Origin of the sequence: Streptomyces sp. NPDC046716 (assembly GCF_040645755.1) — a bacterium.
Taxonomy (GTDB): domain Bacteria; phylum Actinomycetota; class Actinomycetes; order Streptomycetales; family Streptomycetaceae; genus Streptomyces.
The window spans coordinates 131,133-147,912 of the sequence record NZ_JBEYYU010000015.1 but is presented as its reverse complement, the minus strand read 5'-3'; the positions used below and the strand labels follow the sequence as shown (position 1 = coordinate 147,912).

The 16,780-nt window shown below is 70.8% G+C and carries 15 protein-coding genes; 10 read left to right on the top strand and 5 right to left on the bottom strand.

Annotation, left to right across the window (positions count from 1 at the left end):
• Window positions 1-111: 111 nt before the first annotated feature.
• The 4 genes from ABZ930_RS14550 to ABZ930_RS14535 are packed head-to-tail and all read right to left on the bottom strand — an operon-like array spanning window position 112 to window position 3,639.
• Entirely contained in the window at window positions 112-735 is a 624-nt protein-coding gene (locus ABZ930_RS14550; RefSeq protein WP_361546834.1) for a response regulator transcription factor, read from the bottom strand.
• Complete coding sequence (locus ABZ930_RS14545; RefSeq protein ID WP_361546831.1) at window positions 732-1,928, bottom strand: sensor histidine kinase; 1,197 nt, start codon at window positions 1,926-1,928, stop codon at window positions 732-734. Before ABZ930_RS14545 ends, ABZ930_RS14550 begins: the two co-directional genes overlap by 4 nt.
• Window positions 1,925-2,770: an ABC transporter permease gene (locus ABZ930_RS14540; RefSeq protein ID WP_361546828.1), complete on the bottom strand. Its 846-nt coding sequence runs from the start codon at window positions 2,768-2,770 to the stop codon at window positions 1,925-1,927. Before ABZ930_RS14540 ends, ABZ930_RS14545 begins: the two co-directional genes overlap by 4 nt.
• Window positions 2,767-3,639, bottom strand: a complete 873-nt coding sequence (locus ABZ930_RS14535) for an ABC transporter ATP-binding protein (RefSeq protein ID WP_361546825.1) — start codon at window positions 3,637-3,639, stop codon at window positions 2,767-2,769. The genes ABZ930_RS14540 and ABZ930_RS14535 overlap by 4 nt, the downstream gene beginning before the upstream one ends.
• Before the next feature lie 140 nt (window positions 3,640-3,779).
• Here ABZ930_RS14535 and ABZ930_RS14530 point away from each other — a divergent pair, with 140 nt between their 5' ends.
• The 4 genes from ABZ930_RS14530 (at window position 3,780) to rpsD (ending at window position 7,729) form a co-directional block, all read left to right on the top strand.
• Complete coding sequence (locus tag ABZ930_RS14530) at window positions 3,780-4,427, top strand: vitamin K epoxide reductase family protein (RefSeq protein WP_361546822.1); 648 nt, start codon at window positions 3,780-3,782, stop codon at window positions 4,425-4,427.
• 45 nt (window positions 4,428-4,472) lie between these two features.
• Entirely contained in the window at window positions 4,473-5,834 is a 1,362-nt protein-coding gene (locus tag ABZ930_RS14525; protein WP_361546819.1) for a replication-associated recombination protein A, read from the top strand.
• Between the two features lie 254 nt (window positions 5,835-6,088).
• Window positions 6,089-6,772: an HNH endonuclease family protein gene (locus tag ABZ930_RS14520; protein WP_361546816.1), complete on the top strand. Its 684-nt coding sequence runs from the start codon at window positions 6,089-6,091 to the stop codon at window positions 6,770-6,772.
• Between the two features lie 342 nt (window positions 6,773-7,114).
• Entirely contained in the window at window positions 7,115-7,729 is a 615-nt protein-coding gene (rpsD, locus tag ABZ930_RS14515) for a 30S ribosomal protein S4 (RefSeq protein WP_018534860.1), read from the top strand.
• Window positions 7,730-7,759: 30 nt separating this feature from the next.
• Here rpsD and ABZ930_RS14510 read toward each other — a convergent pair whose 3' ends face one another.
• On the bottom strand, window positions 7,760-9,970 hold the full coding sequence (locus tag ABZ930_RS14510; RefSeq protein WP_361546813.1) for a regulator: 2,211 nt from the start codon (window positions 9,968-9,970) through the stop codon (window positions 7,760-7,762).
• A 185-nt stretch (window positions 9,971-10,155) separates the two neighbouring features.
• Here ABZ930_RS14510 and ABZ930_RS14505 point away from each other — a divergent pair, with 185 nt between their 5' ends.
• The 6 genes from ABZ930_RS14505 (at window position 10,156) to ABZ930_RS14480 (ending at window position 16,740) form a co-directional block, all read left to right on the top strand.
• Window positions 10,156-10,602, top strand: coding sequence for a DUF948 domain-containing protein (locus ABZ930_RS14505; RefSeq protein ID WP_361546810.1), 447 nt, complete (start codon window positions 10,156-10,158; stop codon window positions 10,600-10,602).
• 7 nt (window positions 10,603-10,609) lie between these two features.
• Window positions 10,610-10,963, top strand: a complete 354-nt coding sequence (locus tag ABZ930_RS14500; protein ID WP_361546807.1) for a DUF6167 family protein — start codon at window positions 10,610-10,612, stop codon at window positions 10,961-10,963.
• The gene (gene alaS / locus ABZ930_RS14495; RefSeq protein WP_361546804.1) at window positions 10,963-13,635 is read left to right on the top strand and encodes an alanine--tRNA ligase; all 2,673 of its coding nucleotides are present in this window, start codon (window positions 10,963-10,965) and stop codon (window positions 13,633-13,635) included. Before ABZ930_RS14500 ends, alaS begins: the two co-directional genes overlap by 1 nt.
• Window positions 13,635-14,099 (top strand): Holliday junction resolvase RuvX, encoded by a 465-nt coding sequence (gene ruvX / locus ABZ930_RS14490; RefSeq protein ID WP_111665663.1) that lies wholly within the window; start codon window positions 13,635-13,637, stop codon window positions 14,097-14,099. The genes alaS and ruvX overlap by 1 nt, the downstream gene beginning before the upstream one ends.
• 132 nt (window positions 14,100-14,231) lie before the next feature.
• Complete coding sequence (gene mltG / locus ABZ930_RS14485) at window positions 14,232-15,923, top strand: endolytic transglycosylase MltG (RefSeq protein WP_361546801.1); 1,692 nt, start codon at window positions 14,232-14,234, stop codon at window positions 15,921-15,923.
• Complete coding sequence (locus ABZ930_RS14480; protein ID WP_361546798.1) at window positions 15,901-16,740, top strand: shikimate dehydrogenase; 840 nt, start codon at window positions 15,901-15,903, stop codon at window positions 16,738-16,740. Before mltG ends, ABZ930_RS14480 begins: the two co-directional genes overlap by 23 nt.
• The last annotated feature ends 40 nt before the right edge of the window (window positions 16,741-16,780 follow it).

Sequence of the window (16,780 nt, the reverse complement as noted above, 5' to 3'; positions counted from 1 at the left end):
CGTACCCATCGACGCCACGAAGTCGCCGCCCGTCGCCAGCAACGGCGTGGCCGTCGCCACGCCGAGCGTCGGGCCGCGAGAAGAGGCCACCGGCCGTCAGCCGCGATCGACCTACTCCAGCAACCCGAAGCGCATCGCACGGGTGACGGCCGCCGTCCGGTCGTCCACCCCCAACTTGCCGAACGCCCGCAGCAGATGCGTCTTCACGGTCGACTCGGCGACATGCAGTCGCCGCCCGATCTCCGCGTTGGTGCACCCGTCGGAGACGAGCCGCAGCACCGCCGTCTCCCGCTCGGACAGCCGCGGACGCTCCGGGTTCGTCCGGAGCTGGTCGACGAGCCGCGCCGCGACCGAGGGGGCCAGCACCGTCTCGCCCCGCGCGGCAGCGCGTATCGCGCCGGCGAGTTCGGCCCGGGCCATGTCCTTGAGCAGATAGCCGGCGGCGCCCGCCTCCACGGCCCGCAGGATGTCCCGGTCCGTCTCGTACGTCGTCAGGACGATCGTCCGGCAGGACAGCCCGGCCGCCGTCATCCGGACGATCGACTCGACGCCGTCGCCGCCGGACATCCGCAGATCCATCAGGACGATGTCCGGGGCGAGCCGGGCCGCGAGCGCCTCCGCACGAGGGCCGTTCGCCGCCTCCGCGACGACCGTCAGGTCGGGCTCGGCGTCGAGCATGGCGCGCAGGCCCTCACGCACCACGGGATGGTCGTCGGCGAGCAGGATGCGGATCACGAAGGGGTCCTCTCGGGTACCGGGAGCCGGACGGTGACGGTGGTGCCGGCGCCGGGCGCACTGTCGACGGCCGCGGTGCCGCCGACCTCGGCGGCGCGCGCCCGCAGCCCGCGCAGGCCGAAACCGTCGCCGCCCGCGCCCGGGTCGAAGCCGGGTCCCGCGTCCCGTACGACGAGGGTCAAGTCCCCGGCCGAGTAGGCGAGTCGGACGTGCACGGCGGTGTCGGGGGCCGCGTGTTTGCGTACGTTGGACAGGGCTTCCTGGCAGCCGCGCAGCACCACCACCTCCAGGCCGGGCGCCAACGGCCGGGCCGCGCCGCTGATCCGGACCTCCGCGCCGTGCCGGGCGGCGAGCCGGTGCAGTGCGTCGGGCAGTGACGCGCCGTCCAGGTCGGCGGGCGCGCCGCCCGCCACGAGCGCCCGGGCCTCCGCGAGATTCTGCCGCGCGGTGTCCGCCATCAGCGCCAGGTGGCGGCGGGCCCGCGGGACGTCCGTCGTCAGCTCGGTCTCGACGGCCTGGACCAGCATCAGAACGCTGGTGAAGCCCTGGGCGAGGGTGTCGTGGATCTCCCGGGACATCCGTTCGCGCTCCGCCAGGGCGCCACGGTCGGCGGAGAGCCGGGCGACCTCCTCACGGCTCGCGTCCAGCTCCGCGATGAGGTCGGCCCGCTCCTGGCTCTGCTCCATGATCCGGATCGTCCAGCCGCCGAAGGCCGCCGAGAAGACGAGGGTCACCACGGCGAACACCGAGTTGAAGAAGAGATCCCGGCTCTCGATGTCCCAGAGCAGCGCCCAGCCCACCACCGGCGCGAGGTTGACGACGGTGACCGCGATCATGGCCCTGCGGTAGCGCAGCGCCATGAAGCAGTGCGGGACGAGGGCGAACGCCATCAGCCGCGTCTCGCCGACCAGCACCCCCGGCATCAGGTACACCGCGACGGCCCCCGCGATGTACGTCGCCGCCCGTCGCTCGTCCACCCCCTCGGTCAGCAGTACGAGCCGCCCGTAACCGAGGTACCAGGGGATGAGCAGGAGCAGCAGGCATCCCGCGCCCAGCCGGACGGGCCACGCCGGCTGGGCCGTGCCGAGCACGAACACCATCGTGGCCAGCCACACGATCGCGAAGTAGGTGTCCCAGAGCCGGAAGGTGCGGTCCCAGACGTGCGCGCCCCGCGGACCGGTCCGCGGGCTCACCCGTTCTGTCGGTTCTTCCAGCGGAATGTCAGCAGGCACAGCACCAATCCTCCGACGCACCAGGCGCCGAGCACCAGAGCGGTCTTCCCGAACTCCCAGGAACCCGCCTGCTCCAGGACGTGCGCGGAGTCCGGCAGGAACACCCCGCGCAGCCCCTGGCACAGCCACTTCAGCGGGAACACCGCCCCGATGTTCAGCATCCAGTCCGGGATGGTGTCGATCGAGATGTAGACCCCGGAGATGAACTGCAGGACCAGGAACGGGAGAACGACGACGGAGGTCGCGCTCCGGCCGGACCCCGGTACGGTGCCGATCGCGATGCCGAGCAGCGCGCACGCCGTGATGCCGAGCAGGAAGAGCCAGCCGAACGTCAGCCACTTTCCCGGACTCGTCGGCAGGGAGACGTCGTAGAACGCCGTGCCGACGGCCAGCAGGACCGCCGTCTCCAGCAGACCCGTGACGAGCACGAGCCAGACCTTCCCCAGAAAGTACGCGGCCGCCGGCATCGGTGTGCCGCGCAGTCTGCGCAGCACCTTCTCGTCGCGCTCGATGGCGATGGAGATGCCGAGCGACTGGAAGCTCGTCGACATGATGCCCGCCGCCATCATCGCGGGGACGTACAGCTGCGAGGCGGTGACGCCCGCGCCCCGCACGTCGTCGCTGAAGATCGACGCGAACAGGAACAGGAAGACGATCGGGAAGGCGAAGGTGAACACCACCTGCTCCCGCAGCCGGAAGAACTGCTTGATCTCCAGCGCACCGCGTCGCAGCCCCAACGTCCAGGCGCCGGGCAGGCGTTCGGTGTTCCGTGTCCCGGTCCCGGTCAGCGTGGTGGTGGTCATCGGCCCGTCTCCTGTTCCTGTCCGGTGAGGCGGAGGTACACGTCCTCCAGCGTCGGGCGGCCGACCCGCAGGCCGGGGATCTCGCCGTCGAAGCGCCGCGCGAGTTCGGCGACCGTGCGCGTGGGGGTCTCCGTGCGCTCGCTGCGCGGCGTGCCGTCGGGCTCGGTCCACTCGACGGTGGCGCGGCTGCCGTAGCGGTCGCGCAGCTCGGCGGGGGCGCCCTCCGCGACGACCCGGCCGGACGCGATCACCGCGAGGCGCTGCGCGAGCGCCTCCGCCTCCTGGAGGTAGTGCGTGGTCAGCAGGATCGTGGTGCCCTCGGCGGCGAGCATCCGGATCAGCTCCCAGAACTGCCGGCGGGCCGCCGGGTCGAACCCGGTCGTCGGCTCGTCCAGGAGCAGCAGCTCCGGATCGCCGATGACGCCGAGCGCCACGTCCAGGCGGCGCCGCTGCCCGCCGGAGAGCGCCTTGATCCGGGCGTTCGCCTTCTTCTCCAGGCCCACCAGCTCGATGACCCGGTCCGGGTCGCGCGGCTTCGGGTAGTAGTGCGCGAAGTGCCGTACGGTCTCGCGCACCGTCAGCTCCGCGGGCGCCGACTCGTCCTGCCAGACGATGCCGACCCGGGACCGCCAGGCGCGGTCCGCGCTGCCCGGGTCCGCGCCGAGCACGCGCACCTCGCCGCCGTCCCGGACCCGGTTGCCCTGGAGGATCTCCACCGTCGTGGACTTGCCCGCGCCGTTCGGCCCGAGCAGGCCGAAGACCTCGCCGGTCCGGATCGTCAGGTCGAGGCCGTCGACGGCCGTCACGTCGCCGTACCGCTTGCGCAGCCGCCGTACGTCCACCGCGAGTTCCGCCGTCTGTGGGGTCATGAGATCGAGCGTCCCCCCGAACCGGGGACTCCGGGCCCCACGAGCGGCCATCCTTATGTCCATCGAACGGTGGACACCCGCGCCCGTACGGCAGAATGAGCCTGCCCGCAGACCCCACCTCTCCCTTACGGATCGGCGTGATGAGCAAGACGACCACAGCAAGCGACAGCGACAGCGTCTCCCGCGACATCGACACCGCGGGCGCCCCACGCACGGTCGGCGGCAGTCGTGGGTTCGGACTGCTCCTGGTGATCACGGGAGCGGCCGGGCTGCTCGCCGCCTGGGTCATCACGCTGGACAAGTTCAAGCTGCTGGAGGACCCGAGCTTCATCCCGGGCTGCTCCATCAACCCGGTCATCTCCTGCGGCAGCATCATGAAGAGCGACCAGGCGTCGGTCTTCGGCTTCCCGAACCCGATGCTGGGCCTCGCCGCCTACGCCGTCGTGATCTGCGTCGGCATGAGCCTGCTCGCGCGGGCGAGCTTCCCGCGCTGGTACTGGCTGACGTTCAACGCGGGCTGCCTGTTCGGCGTCGGCTTCGTGACCTGGCTGCAGTTCCAGTCCCTGTACCGGATCAACGCGCTGTGCCTGTGGTGCTGCCTGGCCTGGGTCGCCACGATCCTCATGTTCTGGTACGTCACGTCGTCCAACGTCCGCAACGACCTGCTGCCGGCCCCGCGCTGGCTGAAGACGTTCTTCGAGGACTTCACCTGGGCCCTGCCCGTCGTGCACATCGGCATCATCGCCGTCCTGATCTTCACGCGCTGGGGCGAGAAGCTCTGGGCCTGACGCCTCCCGGCGAGGTTGTCAGTGGGGTGACTTAGGGTTTTGTCCGTGGAACCCGACCTCTTCACCGCCGCAGCCGAAGAACGCCAGGAGAAGGACCCCTCCGCGAGCCCCCTGGCCGTCCGGATGCGCCCGCGCACCCTCGACGAAGTCGTCGGACAGCAGCATCTGCTCAAGCCGGGATCGCCACTGCGCCGCCTCGTCGGCGAAGGCGGCGGCGGTCCCGCGGGCGCGTCGTCCGTGATCCTGTGGGGCCCGCCCGGCATCGGCAAGACGACCCTCGCCTACGTCGTCTCGAAGGCGACGAACAAGCGGTTCGTGGAGCTGTCCGCGATCACCGCGGGCGTGAAGGAGGTCCGGGCCGTCATCGAGGGCGCCCGCCGGGCGCTGGGCGGGCACGGCAAGGACACCGTCCTCTTCCTCGACGAGATCCACCGCTTCAGCAAGGCCCAGCAGGACTCGCTGCTGCCCGCGGTGGAGAACCGCTGGGTGACGCTGATCGCGGCGACCACGGAGAACCCGTACTTCTCGATCATCTCGCCGCTGCTCTCCCGCTCCCTGCTGCTGACCCTGGAATCGCTGACCGACGACGACCTGCGCGGGCTGCTCGCGCGGGCGCTCACGGACGAGCGCGGGCTCGGCGGGGCCGTCACCCTGGCCGAGGACGCCGAGGAGCACCTGCTGCGCGTCGCGGGCGGGGACGCCCGGCGCGCGCTCACCGCCCTGGAGGCCGCCGCCGGAGCCGCCCTCGCCAAGAGCGAGGAGACCATCACCCTCGAAAGCGTCGAGGAGACCGTCAATCGCGCGGCGGTGAAGTACGACCGGGACGGCGACCAGCACTACGACGTCGCCAGCGCCCTCATCAAGTCCATCCGCGGCTCCGACGTGGACGCCGCGCTGCACTATCTGGCCCGCATGATCGAGGCAGGCGAGGACCCCCGCTTCATCGCGCGCCGCCTGATGATCTCCGCCAGCGAGGACATCGGCCTCGCCGATCCGACGGCTCTGCCCACGGCGGTCGCCGCCGCGCAGGCCGTCGCCATGATCGGCTTTCCGGAAGCCGCGCTGACCCTGAGCCACGCCACGATCGCGCTCGCGCTGGCCCCGAAGTCGAACGCGGCGACGACCGCGATCGGCGCCGCCATGGAGGACGTCCGCAAGGGCCTCGCCGGTCAGGTTCCGGCTCATCTTCGGGACGGGCACTACAAGGGTGCCGCCAAGCTGGGGCACGCCCAGGGGTACGTCTATCCGCACGATGTGCCCGGGGGGATCGCGGCCCAGCAGTACGCGCCGGACGCCATCGCCGGCCGCCGCTACTACCAGCCCACCCGCTATGGCGCCGAGGCGCGCTATGCCGATGTGGTCGAGCGGGTCCGTGAGCGCTTGCGGGGCGAGCCGGGTACCGCTTGAGCACGGCCTGCCTCACAGTTCCCCGCGCCTCTTTTGGGTTGTCGGTCGGCTGACGGCCGGTGGCCGCTTCCCGCGCAGTTCCCCGCGCCCCTGAGGCATGCGCTTCGCGCAGCCTCCCCTGGACGAGCGGAGCTCGTTTCAGGGGCGCGGGGAACTGCGCGAGAAGCCCCACCGGCCCGCGGACGGCGACGAGACCTGAACCCGGCAGACGCGCTCGGCGGGCACCTCGGCGCGGCCGGCCCTAGGGTCGAGCCATGCGCATCACGGCCGCGGCCGCCACGGCAATCCTGCTGCTCACGGCGGCAGCCTGCGGCACCGAGCACCACAAGAACCCGGCACCGGCGGCAGCCCTGAGCCAGGGATTCCCGCCCACCGCGGCGCAGGCCAAGGCCCAGCTCAACACCCTCACCGTCGCCTGGGGCAAGAACTGGCAGACGTACAAGAGGAGCGAGTTCGGCGACGGCTGGAGCGACGACGTGGACGCCCCGGGCGGACGCAACGGCTGTGACACCCGCGACGACGTCCTGCGCCGCGACCTCAGCGACCTGCGCGAGGGCGACCGCAACCGCTGCGTGGTGATCTCCGGCACGCTGCACGACCCGTACACCGGCAAGAACCTGCCCTACTACTACCGCAGGGCCTCCCAGATCCAGACCGACCACGTCGTCGCGCTCGGCGCCGCCTGGCGGGCCGGTGCCTGGGCCTGGACACCGAAGAAGCGGCTCACCTACGCCAACGACCTCGATGTGCTGCTCGCCGCCGACAAGACGGCCAACTACGAGAAGAGCAGCAAGACCCCCGACAAGTGGAAGCCCGCGAACAAGGCGTTCTGGTGCGAGTACGGACGGCGCTGGACCGGGATCAAGACCAAGTACGCGCTCACGGTGACCGCGCCCGAGAAACTGGCTCTCCAGGACCTGCTGGCAAGCTGCCGCTGAGCCATCCGGTAGACTCCTTCGAAGTGCTGTGTCCTGTGCCCGGTGTCCCGAAAGGGAGGCAGGGCGTCACCAGAGCAGGACATCCAGCCGGATCCCCCGAACCGCAAGGCACAGGGGATCCAGGAGCGTCGCGCACCTTCGAAGGTGTCGCGGGCAGCCCACCACCCTTCCGGATTCCGGGACCAGGTCGGTGGGCCACTCGCGTGCTGCACGTATGTGCCCAGTATCCGGGAGCGGCTGCCCATCCATCCTCGTGACGGACGGGTTTCCCGGGCTGCGGATGCGACCTCCCAAACCCTGGTGAAGCCGTATTCGCATCAGAAACAATGAGGTGTTTGGTTCATGGCGAACCAGTCCCGCCCCAAGGTCAAGAAGTCGCGTGCCCTCGGCATCGCGCTGACCCCGAAGGCCGTCAAGTACTTCGAGGCCCGCCCCTACCCGCCGGGCGAGCACGGCCGCGGCCGCAAGCAGAACTCGGACTACAAGGTCCGTCTGCTCGAGAAGCAGCGTCTGCGCGCGCAGTACGACATCAGCGAGAAGCAGATGGCCCGTGCCTACGACCGCGCCAAGAAGGCCGAAGGCAAGACCGGCGAGGCCCTGGTCATCGAGCTGGAGCGTCGTCTCGACGCGCTGCTGCTGCGTTCGGGCATCGCCCGCACGATCTACCAGTCGCGCCAGATGGTCGTCCACGGCCACATCGAGGTCAACGGCCAGAAGGTCGACAAGCCCTCGTTCCGCGTCCGTCCCGACGACGTCGTGATGGTCCGCGAGCGCAGCCGCGAGAAGCCGCTGTTCCAGGTCGCGCGTGAGGGTGGCTTCGCCCCCGAGGGCGAGACCCCCCGCTACCTCCAGGTGAACCTGAAGGCCCTGGCCTTCCGCCTGGACCGGGACCCGAACCGCAAGGAGATCCCCGTGATCTGCGACGAGCAGCTCGTCGTCGAGTACTACGCCCGCTGACCGACCAGCGGACGTAGTCTCACCTGCGTTTCAGCCCGTCGTCTCCCCGCCGTTCGCGGTCGGGGAGGCGGCGGGTTCTCGCATGTCGGGGGCGAGTGCGCGGGCCGGCCGGGGCACGGTGACCGTGGTCTTCCGCGGACCGCCGCCGAGCGCCCGCGCCACCGTCTCGTCCTGACCCAGCAGCCCGCCGGCGCGCGTCAGTTCCTCGAACCGGGCATCGCCCAGGACCTCGCGGGCCCGCGACTCGCACAGCTCGTGCGGCACGTGGTAGTGACCCGAGCCGAACAGCCGCAGCCCCACCGACGGCCACATCCGGCCCGCCGCGCCCTGGAGCACCGCCGCCTCCGCGGCGTCCCCCTCCGCCACCGTGACCAGCGCCAGCAGCTCGATCGCCAGCACCGTGCCGAGCAGATCGTGGAACTCGTGGTCGATGGTCAGGCACTCCTCGAGGAGCCGCCGGGCGGCGGCCGGCTCGCCCTCGGTCCACCGCGCGTAGGCCAGCACGTAGAGCGCGTACGCCCGGGTCCACCGCTCCCCGTGGTCCTCGCACACCTGCCGTACGTCCTCGCACAGCGCGACGGCCTGCCCCAGCTCGCCCCGGAACGCCAGCGCCATCGCCAGCTCGACCTGGCCCATCAGCACATTGCTGTTCAGCTCACCGATCTCGCGGTAGCGGGCCAGCGAGTCGCGCAGCAGCTGCTCCGCGCGCGGCATGTCGTCCGTGACCAGCGCCAGACAGCCGGTGCGGTGCACCGCGTAGGCGACCGCCGTCGGGTTGCCCGTGCGCTCCGCCTCCTCGCGGCACTCCTGCAGCGCCGCGAGGGCGGGCACCGTGTCGCCCTGGAGGATCGCCACATAGCCGAGCACCCACAGCGCCTTGAGCCGGGAGTCCAGGTACGCGGACTCGGGGTGCCCGTCGCCCGCGGCGTCCAGCTCGAGGCTGTGCTCCAGCCAGTGCCGGCCCTCCGCGAGATGTCCGCAGCCCGCCCAGTAGAACCAGAGCGTGCCCGCCAGGTACTGGCCCAGATGCGTCTCGCCCGGCTCGTTCAGACAGAACTCCAGGGCCGCGCGCAGATTCGGCAGCTCCCCGTCGATCCGGGCCGCCACCTCGCCCTGCCGCGGGGAGAACCAGTCCAGCTCGCACCAGGTCGCGAGCCCCATGTACCAGTCGCGGTGCCTGCGCCGCATCCGCTCGGTGTCGCCGACGCCGTCCAGCCACTCGGCGCCGTACGCGCGGACCGTGTCCAGCATCCGGTAGCGCACCCCGGCCGGCGCCTCCTCGCGGGACACGACGGACTGGCCGATGAGTTCCTGGAGCACGTCGAGGAGGTCGTCCGCGTGCAGCCCGTCGCCGCTGCAGATGTACTCGGCGGCCTCCAGGTCGAACGAGCCGGAGAACACCGAGAGCCGCGCCCACAGCAGGCGCTCCCGCGCCGTGCATAGCTCGTGGCTCCAGCCGATGGCCGTCCGCAGGGTCTGATGCCGGGGCAGCGCGTCCCGCCCGCCGCCCGAGAGCAGCCGGAACCGGTCGTCGAGCCGCTCCAGCAGCTGGGCCGGCGACAGCGCCCGCAGCCGCCCCACCGCCAGCTCCACCGCGAGCGGCAGACAGTCCATGCGGCGGCACACCTCCACGACGTCGGCCCGGTTGCCGTCGTCCAGCGAGAAGCCGGGCAGCAGCGCAGCGGCCCGGTCGGCGAACAGCTCCGCCGCGCCCTCGACCGGCAGCGGCGCCAGCGGCAGCAGCCGCTCCCCGGTCAGCGCGAGCGGCCGGCGGCCCACCGCGATCACCCGCAGACCCGGCGCCGCGCACAGCAGTTCCCGTACGAGACGGGCGCACGGGTCGACCAGGTGCTCGAACCCGTCCAGGACCAGGACCAGGGAGCGCTCGGCGAGATGCTCGAGCAGGACCTCGCGCGAGGACCGGGTGGTGTGGTCGGTGAGACCCAGCGACTCGGCGAGCGCGTACTCCACCAGCTCCGGCCGGTGCACCGCCGCCAGCTCCGCCCGCCACACCCCGTCGGCGCACAGCTCGCGCGGGATCCGCGAGGCCGCGTGCGCGGCGAACCGTGACTTGCCGACCCCGCCCGCCCCCGTGACGGTGACCAGGCGGGCGGCGGTCAGGGCCTCCTGAAGGGCGGCGAGTTCGGCGACCCGGCCGACGAAACGGTTCACTTCGTGCGGGAGGTTGCCGGGACGCGGGGGAGCGGCCGGTACGGGGGCGGGGCGCGGAGTGCGAGACATAGCATACGGAGCGTACTCATCTGTACGCACTCCGTACAATCGGTTCGATCAAAGTGCGGCGGTACCGAGGGGAATGCGGTGTGGAGCGCGGGGCGGGGCGCGATAGGCTCGGGAGACGACTTTTCGATGTTCGACAGCGGTGCAACAGCCGACAGCCTCAGCAGACAACCAAGGAGCGGTGCCAAGTGTCCGGTGGAGAGGTGGCCGGGATCCTGGTGGCCGTCTTCTGGGCGATCCTGGTCTCCTTCCTCGCGGTGGCCCTCGCGAGGCTGGCCCAGACGCTCAGGGCGACCACCAAGCTCGTCGCGGACGTGACCGATCAGGCCGTCCCCCTGCTCGCGGACGCCTCCGCGGCGGTGCGCTCGGCGCAGACGCAGATCGACCGGGTCGACGCGATCGCCTCGGACGTCCAGGAAGTCACGTCGAACGCGTCGGCGCTGTCCTCCACCGTGGCCTCCACCTTCGGCGGGCCGCTGGTCAAGGTGGCCGCGTTCGGTTACGGGGTGCGCCGGGCCATCGGCGGCCGCGGCAAGGACGCCCCCGCCAAGCAGACCCGCCGTACCGTGATCGTGGGCCGTGCGATCCCGGAGTCGCGCCGCGCCAAGCGGGCCAACCGGAACAAGAGGGACTGACCGAGCTATGTTCCGCCGTACGTTCTGGTTCACCGCGGGCGCAGCCGCCGGCGTGTGGGCCACCACCAAGGTCAACCGCAAGATCAAGCAGCTGACGCCGGAGAGCCTCGCCGCCCAGGCCGCGAACAAGGCGGTCGAAGCGGGCCACCGGCTCAAGGACTTCGCTCTCGACGTCCGCGACAACATGGCGGAGCGCGAGGCCCAACTCGGCGACGCGCTCGGTCTGGGCGAGCCGGTCGAGGGCGAACTGCCCCCGCAGCGCCGCTTCGCGATCGTCGAGAACACCTTCAGTACCAAGCAACCCAAAATCATCGAGCACAACACGCGCAACGCGTACAACAACCGGAATGAGGACCACTGATGGAGTCGGCTGAAATCCGTCGCCGCTGGCTGAGCTTCTTCGAGGAGCGTGGCCACAAGGTCGTGCCCTCGGCGTCGCTCATCGCCGACGACCCGACTCTGCTGCTCGTCCCCGCGGGCATGGTCCCGTTCAAGCCGTACTTCCTCGGCGAGGTCAAGCCGCCCGCCCCGCGCGCCACTTCGGTGCAGAAGTGCGTGCGCACGCCGGACATCGAAGAGGTCGGCAAGACGACCCGCCACGGCACGTTCTTCCAGATGTGCGGCAACTTCTCCTTCGGCGACTACTTCAAGGAAGGCGCCATCAAGTACGCCTGGGAGCTGCTCACCAGCCCCCAGGACAAGGGTGGTTACGGCCTGGAGCCGGAGAAGCTCTGGATCACCGTCTACCTCGACGACGACGAGGCCGAGCGCATCTGGCACGACGTCGTCGGCGTACCGAAGGAGCGCATCCAGCGCCTGGGCAAGAAGGACAACTTCTGGTCCATGGGCGTCCCCGGCCCCTGCGGCCCGTGCTCCGAGATCAACTACGACCGCGGCCCCGAGTTCGGCGAAGAGGGCGGCCCGGCGGTCAACGACGAGCGCTACGTGGAGATCTGGAACCTGGTCTTCATGCAGTACGAGCGCGGCGCCGGCACCGGCAAGGACGACTTCGAGATCCTCGGCGACCTGCCCTCGCAGAACATCGACACGGGCCTCGGCCTCGAGCGTCTCGCGATGATCCTGCAGGGCGTGCAGAACATGTACGAGACGGACACCCTGCGCGTCGTCATCGACAAGGCCACCGAGCTGACCGGTGTCGCCTACGGCGCCAAGCACGAGTCGGACGTCTCGCTGCGCGTCGTCGCCGACCACATGCGTACGTCCACGATGCTCATCGGCGACGGTGTCACCCCCGGCAACGAGGGCCGTGGCTACGTGCTGCGCCGCATCATGCGCCGCGCCATCCGCAACATGCGCATCCTCGGCGCCACCGGCCCGGTCGTGCAGGACCTGCTCGACGTCGTGATCGACACGATGGGCGAGCAGTACCCGGAGCTGATCACCGACCGCAAGCGCATCGAGCAGGTCGCGCTCGCCGAGGAGGCCGCGTTCCTCAAGGCCCTCAAGGGCGGCACGAACATCCTGGACACCGCCGTCACCGAGACGAAGGCCGCGGGTTCCTCGGTCCTCGCCGGCGACAAGGCGTTCCTGCTGCACGACACGTGGGGCTTCCCGATCGACCTCACCCTGGAGATGGCCGCCGAGCAGGGCCTCTCCGTGGACGAGGACGGTTTCCGCCGCCTGATGAAGGAGCAGCGGGAGCGCGCCAAGGCCGACGCCCAGGCCAAGAAGACCGGTCACGCCAACGTCGGCGCGTACCGCGAGATCGCGGACGCCGCCGGTGCCACCGACTTCATCGGTTACACCTCGACGGACAGCGAGTCGACCGTCGTCGGCCTGCTGGTCAACGGCGTCTCCTCGCCGGCCGCGACCGAGGGCGACGAGGTCGAGGTCGTCCTCGACCGCACCCCCTTCTACGCGGAGGGCGGCGGCCAGATCGGCGACACCGGCCGCATCAAGCTGGACAACGGCGCGGTGATCGAGGTCCGCGACTGCCAGAAGCCGGTCCCGGGCGTCTACGTCCACAAGGGCGTCGTCCAGGTCGGCGAGGTCACCGTCGGCGCCCCGGCGCAGGCGATCATCGACATCACCCGGCGCCGGGCCATCGCCCGCGCCCACTCCGCCACGCACCTGACCCACCAGGCGCTGCGCGACGCGCTCGGCCCGACGGCCGCGCAGGCCGGTTCGGAGAACCAGCCGGGCCGCTTCCGCTTCGACTTCGGTTCGCCGTCGGCCGTGCCCACGGCCGTGATGACGGACGTCGAGCAGAAGATCAACGAGGTCCTGGCCCGCGAGCTCGACGTGCAGGCCGAGGTCATGTCGATCGACGAGGCGAAGAAGCAGGGCGCTATCGCCGAGTTCGGCGAGAAGTACGGCGAGCGGGTGCGCGTCGTCACCATCGGCGACTTCTCCAAGGAGCTGTGCGGCGGCACGCACGTGCACAACACCGCCCAGCTCGGCCTGGTGAAGCTGCTCGGCGAGTCCTCCATCGGTTCGGGTGTCCGCCGCATCGAGGCCCTGGTCGGCGTCGACGCCTACAACTTCCTGGCCAAGGAGCACACGGTCGTCGCCCAGCTCCAGGAGCTGGTCAAGGGCCGCTCCGAGGAGCTGCCGGAGAAGATCTCGGCGATGCTCGGCAAGCTGAAGGACGCCGAGAAGGAGATCGAGAAGTTCCGCGCGGAGAAGGTCCTCCAGGCCGCCGCCGGTCTCGCCGACTCCGCCAAGGACGTCCGCGGCGTCGCCCTCGTCACCGGCCAGGTGCCCGACGGCACCACCGCCGACGACCTGCGCAAGCTGGTCCTCGACGTGCGCGGCCGTATCCAGGGCGGCCGCCCCGCGGTCGTCGCGCTGTTCACGACGGTCAACGGCAAGCCGCTGACGGTCATCGCCACGAACGACGCGGCCCGCGACCGCGGCCTCAAGGCCGGCGACCTGGTCCGCACCGCCGCGAAGACCCTCGGCGGCGGTGGCGGCGGCAAGCCGGACGTCGCGCAGGGCGGCGGCCAGAACCCGGCCGCGATCGGCGACGCCATCGACGCCGTCGAGCGCCTCGTCGGGGAGACCGCGAACTGATGCGCAGAGGCCGCCGGCTGGCGATCGACGTCGGGGACGCCCGGATCGGGGTCGCGTCCTGCGACCCCGACGGGATCCTCGCGACTCCGGTGGAGACGGTCCCGGGACGTGACGTCCCGGCCGCCCACCGGCGGTTGAAGCAGCTCGTCGAGGAGTACGAGCCGATCGAGGTGGTCGTCGGACTGCCTCGCTCCCTCAAGGGGGGCGAGGGCCCGGCCGCCACCAAGGTCCGCGGTTTCACCCAGGAGCTGGCGCGCGGCATCGCACCCGTTCCGGTGAGGCTCGTGGACGAGAGGATGACCACAGTGACGGCCAGTCAGGGGCTGCGCGCCAGCGGCGTAAAGTCCAAAAAGGGCCGTTCTGTCATTGACCAGGCCGCCGCCGTCATCATCCTCCAGCAGGCGCTGGAGTCCGAACGGGCGTCAGGAAACGCTCCTGGCGAGGGCGTCGAAGTGGTTGTCTGATCGCGATACGGTAACGTTCCGCGCGATCGGCGGCGTTCGAACAGCTGCCGCACAGCATCAAGAGGCGGAACGGTTGCCCTCCCGATCGGACATCGGGTCCTCCCTCCCCGCCTCGCGGCTTGTAGGGGACCGATGACTGATTATGGCCGGGGCCAAGGCTCCGAACCGTGGCATCCCGCGGACCCGTTGTACGGGGACCAGGGGTGGCAGCAGCAGGCCGGGCACGGCCAGGCTGCCTACGGCGGCCAGGGGCAGTACGACCCGCAGCAGCCGCAGCAGACGTACGGCGGTGACTGGGGTCAGGGTCAGCAGCAGGGCGGTCACGGCTACGGCCAGGACCCCGGTTACGGCCAGGACCCCGCCTACGGTCAGGGCTACGGCCAGAACCAGGGGTACGGCCAGGACCCGGGCTACGGGCAGCAGGGGTACGGCGGTCAGCAGCAGGGCCAGGGCGGCTGGGAGACCAACGGCCAGGGGCAGGTCCCGTACGGGGTCGACCCCACGGACCCGTACGGCACCGGCCACCAGGGCGCCTACAACGGCGGCGATCAGCCGGACTACTACAGCACCCCCGAGGCCTACCCGCCGCCGGAGCCGCCGGGCCGCCGTCGCGCGCCCGAGCCGCAGACCGAGTGGGACGCGGGCCCCGACCAGGGCGAGGACGCGTTCTTCAACGGCGGCGGCGATGACGACGACGAGGGCGACGACCGCGGCCCCCGGCGCGGCGGCCGAAAACCGAAGAAGCGCCGCAGCGGCTGTGCCTGCCTGGTGCTCACGGTGATCTTCGCGTCCGGCGTCGGCGGCGTCGGCTATTTCGGCTACCAGTTCTACCAGGACCGTTTCGGCTCGGCGCCGGACTTCTCGGGCGACGGCAACGGCGAGACGGTCAGCGTCGTCATCGACAAGGGCTCCGACGGCTACACCATCGGCCAGAAGCTCAAGGCGGCCGGTGTCGTGCAGAGCGTCGACGCCTTCGTCGCGGCCCAGTCGGCGAACCCGCAGGGCAAGACGATCCAGGCCGGCGCGTACGTGCTGGAGAAGGAGATGTCCGGGGCGAGCGCGGTCAAGTCCATGCTCAGCCCGACGAGCCACGCGAATCTGAAGATTCCCGAGGGCTGGCGGAACGCCAAGATCTACGCCGCGGTCGACAAACAGCTGAAGATCTCGAAGGGCACGACCGCCAAGGCCGCCAAGAGTGGCTTCAAGGATCTTGGCCTGCCGTCCTGGGCGCTCAACCACAAGGACGTGAAGGACCCGCTGGAAGGGTTCCTGCTCCCGGGGAGCTATGCGATCGCCAAGGGCATGAAACCCGAAGACGCGCTGAAGCAGATGGTCGAGCGGGCCGACGAGAGCTACAAGACCCTCGACCTCGAAGGCCAGGCCAAGAAGTTCGACCTCGACGGTCCGTGGCAGCTGCTCACCGTCGCCAGCCTCGTGAACGCCGAGGGCAAGACCCACGACGACTTCCGCAAGATGGCCGAGGTCGTCTACAACCGGCTCAAGCCCGGCAACATGGAGACGGTCGGCAAGCTCCAGTTCGACTCGACGTACAACTACGCCAAGGGTCAGAGCAACATCGACATCGGCGAGTCCGAGATCAACAGCGACCCGGACCCGTACAACACCTACTACCACAAGGGTCTGCCGCCCGGACCGATCGGCAACCCCGGTGCCGAGGCGCTGGCCGCCACGCTCAAGCCGACCAGTGACGGCTGGCTGTACTTCGTGGCGACGGACGGCATGCACAAGACCGAGTTCGCCAAGACGAACGCGGAATTCGAGAGGCTCAAGGACAAGTTCAATGCCAGCCAGCAGGGAAACTGACGCGCGCAGAGCGGCAGTTCTCGGTTCCCCCATCGCCCACTCGCTCTCGCCGCAGCTGCACACCGCGGCGTACCGGGCCCTCGGCCTGGACGGCTGGACGTACGACCGGTTCGACGTCGACGAGGCGGCGCTGCCCGGGTTCTTCCGGAGCCTCGGCCCCGAGGAGTGGGCCGGGCTCTCCCTGACCATGCCGCTGAAGCGGGCGGTGATCCCGCTGCTCGACGGGATCACCGACACGGCGGCGTCGGTCGAGGCGGTGAACACCGTCGTCTTCCACGCCGACGGGCGGCGCACCGGTGACAACACCGACATCCCCGGGCTCGTCGCCGCGCTGCACGAGCAGGGCGTCGAGAAGATCGAGTCCGCCGCGATCCTCGGCGCGGGCGCCACTGCGTCCTCGGCGCTCGCCGCGCTCGCCCGGATCTGCACGGGCGAGGTCGTCGTCCACGTCCGCAGCCGGCAGCGGGCCGACGAGATGCGCGGCTGGGGCGAGCGGCTCGGCGTCCCCGTGCGCATCGCCGCCTGGGACGACGCGGCCCGCGCCTTCGAGGCGCCCCTGGTCATATCGACCACGCCCAAGGGCAGCACCGACCACCTGGTCGACGCCGTGCCCGCGCGCGTGGGCACGCTGTTCGACGTGATCTACGACCCGTGGCCGACCCCGCTCGCGGCGGCCTGGCAGCAGCGCGGCGGCCCCGTGCTCAGCGGCCTCGACCTGCTCGTGCACCAGGCCGTCTTCCAGTTCGAACAGTTCACCGGTGAGACCCGCCCGGTGCTCGGCGCGATGCGCGAGGAGGCGCTGAGGTCGCTCGGCTGACCCGCGCCCCCGCGTGTTCCCCGTCTCACCCGACGTCCGC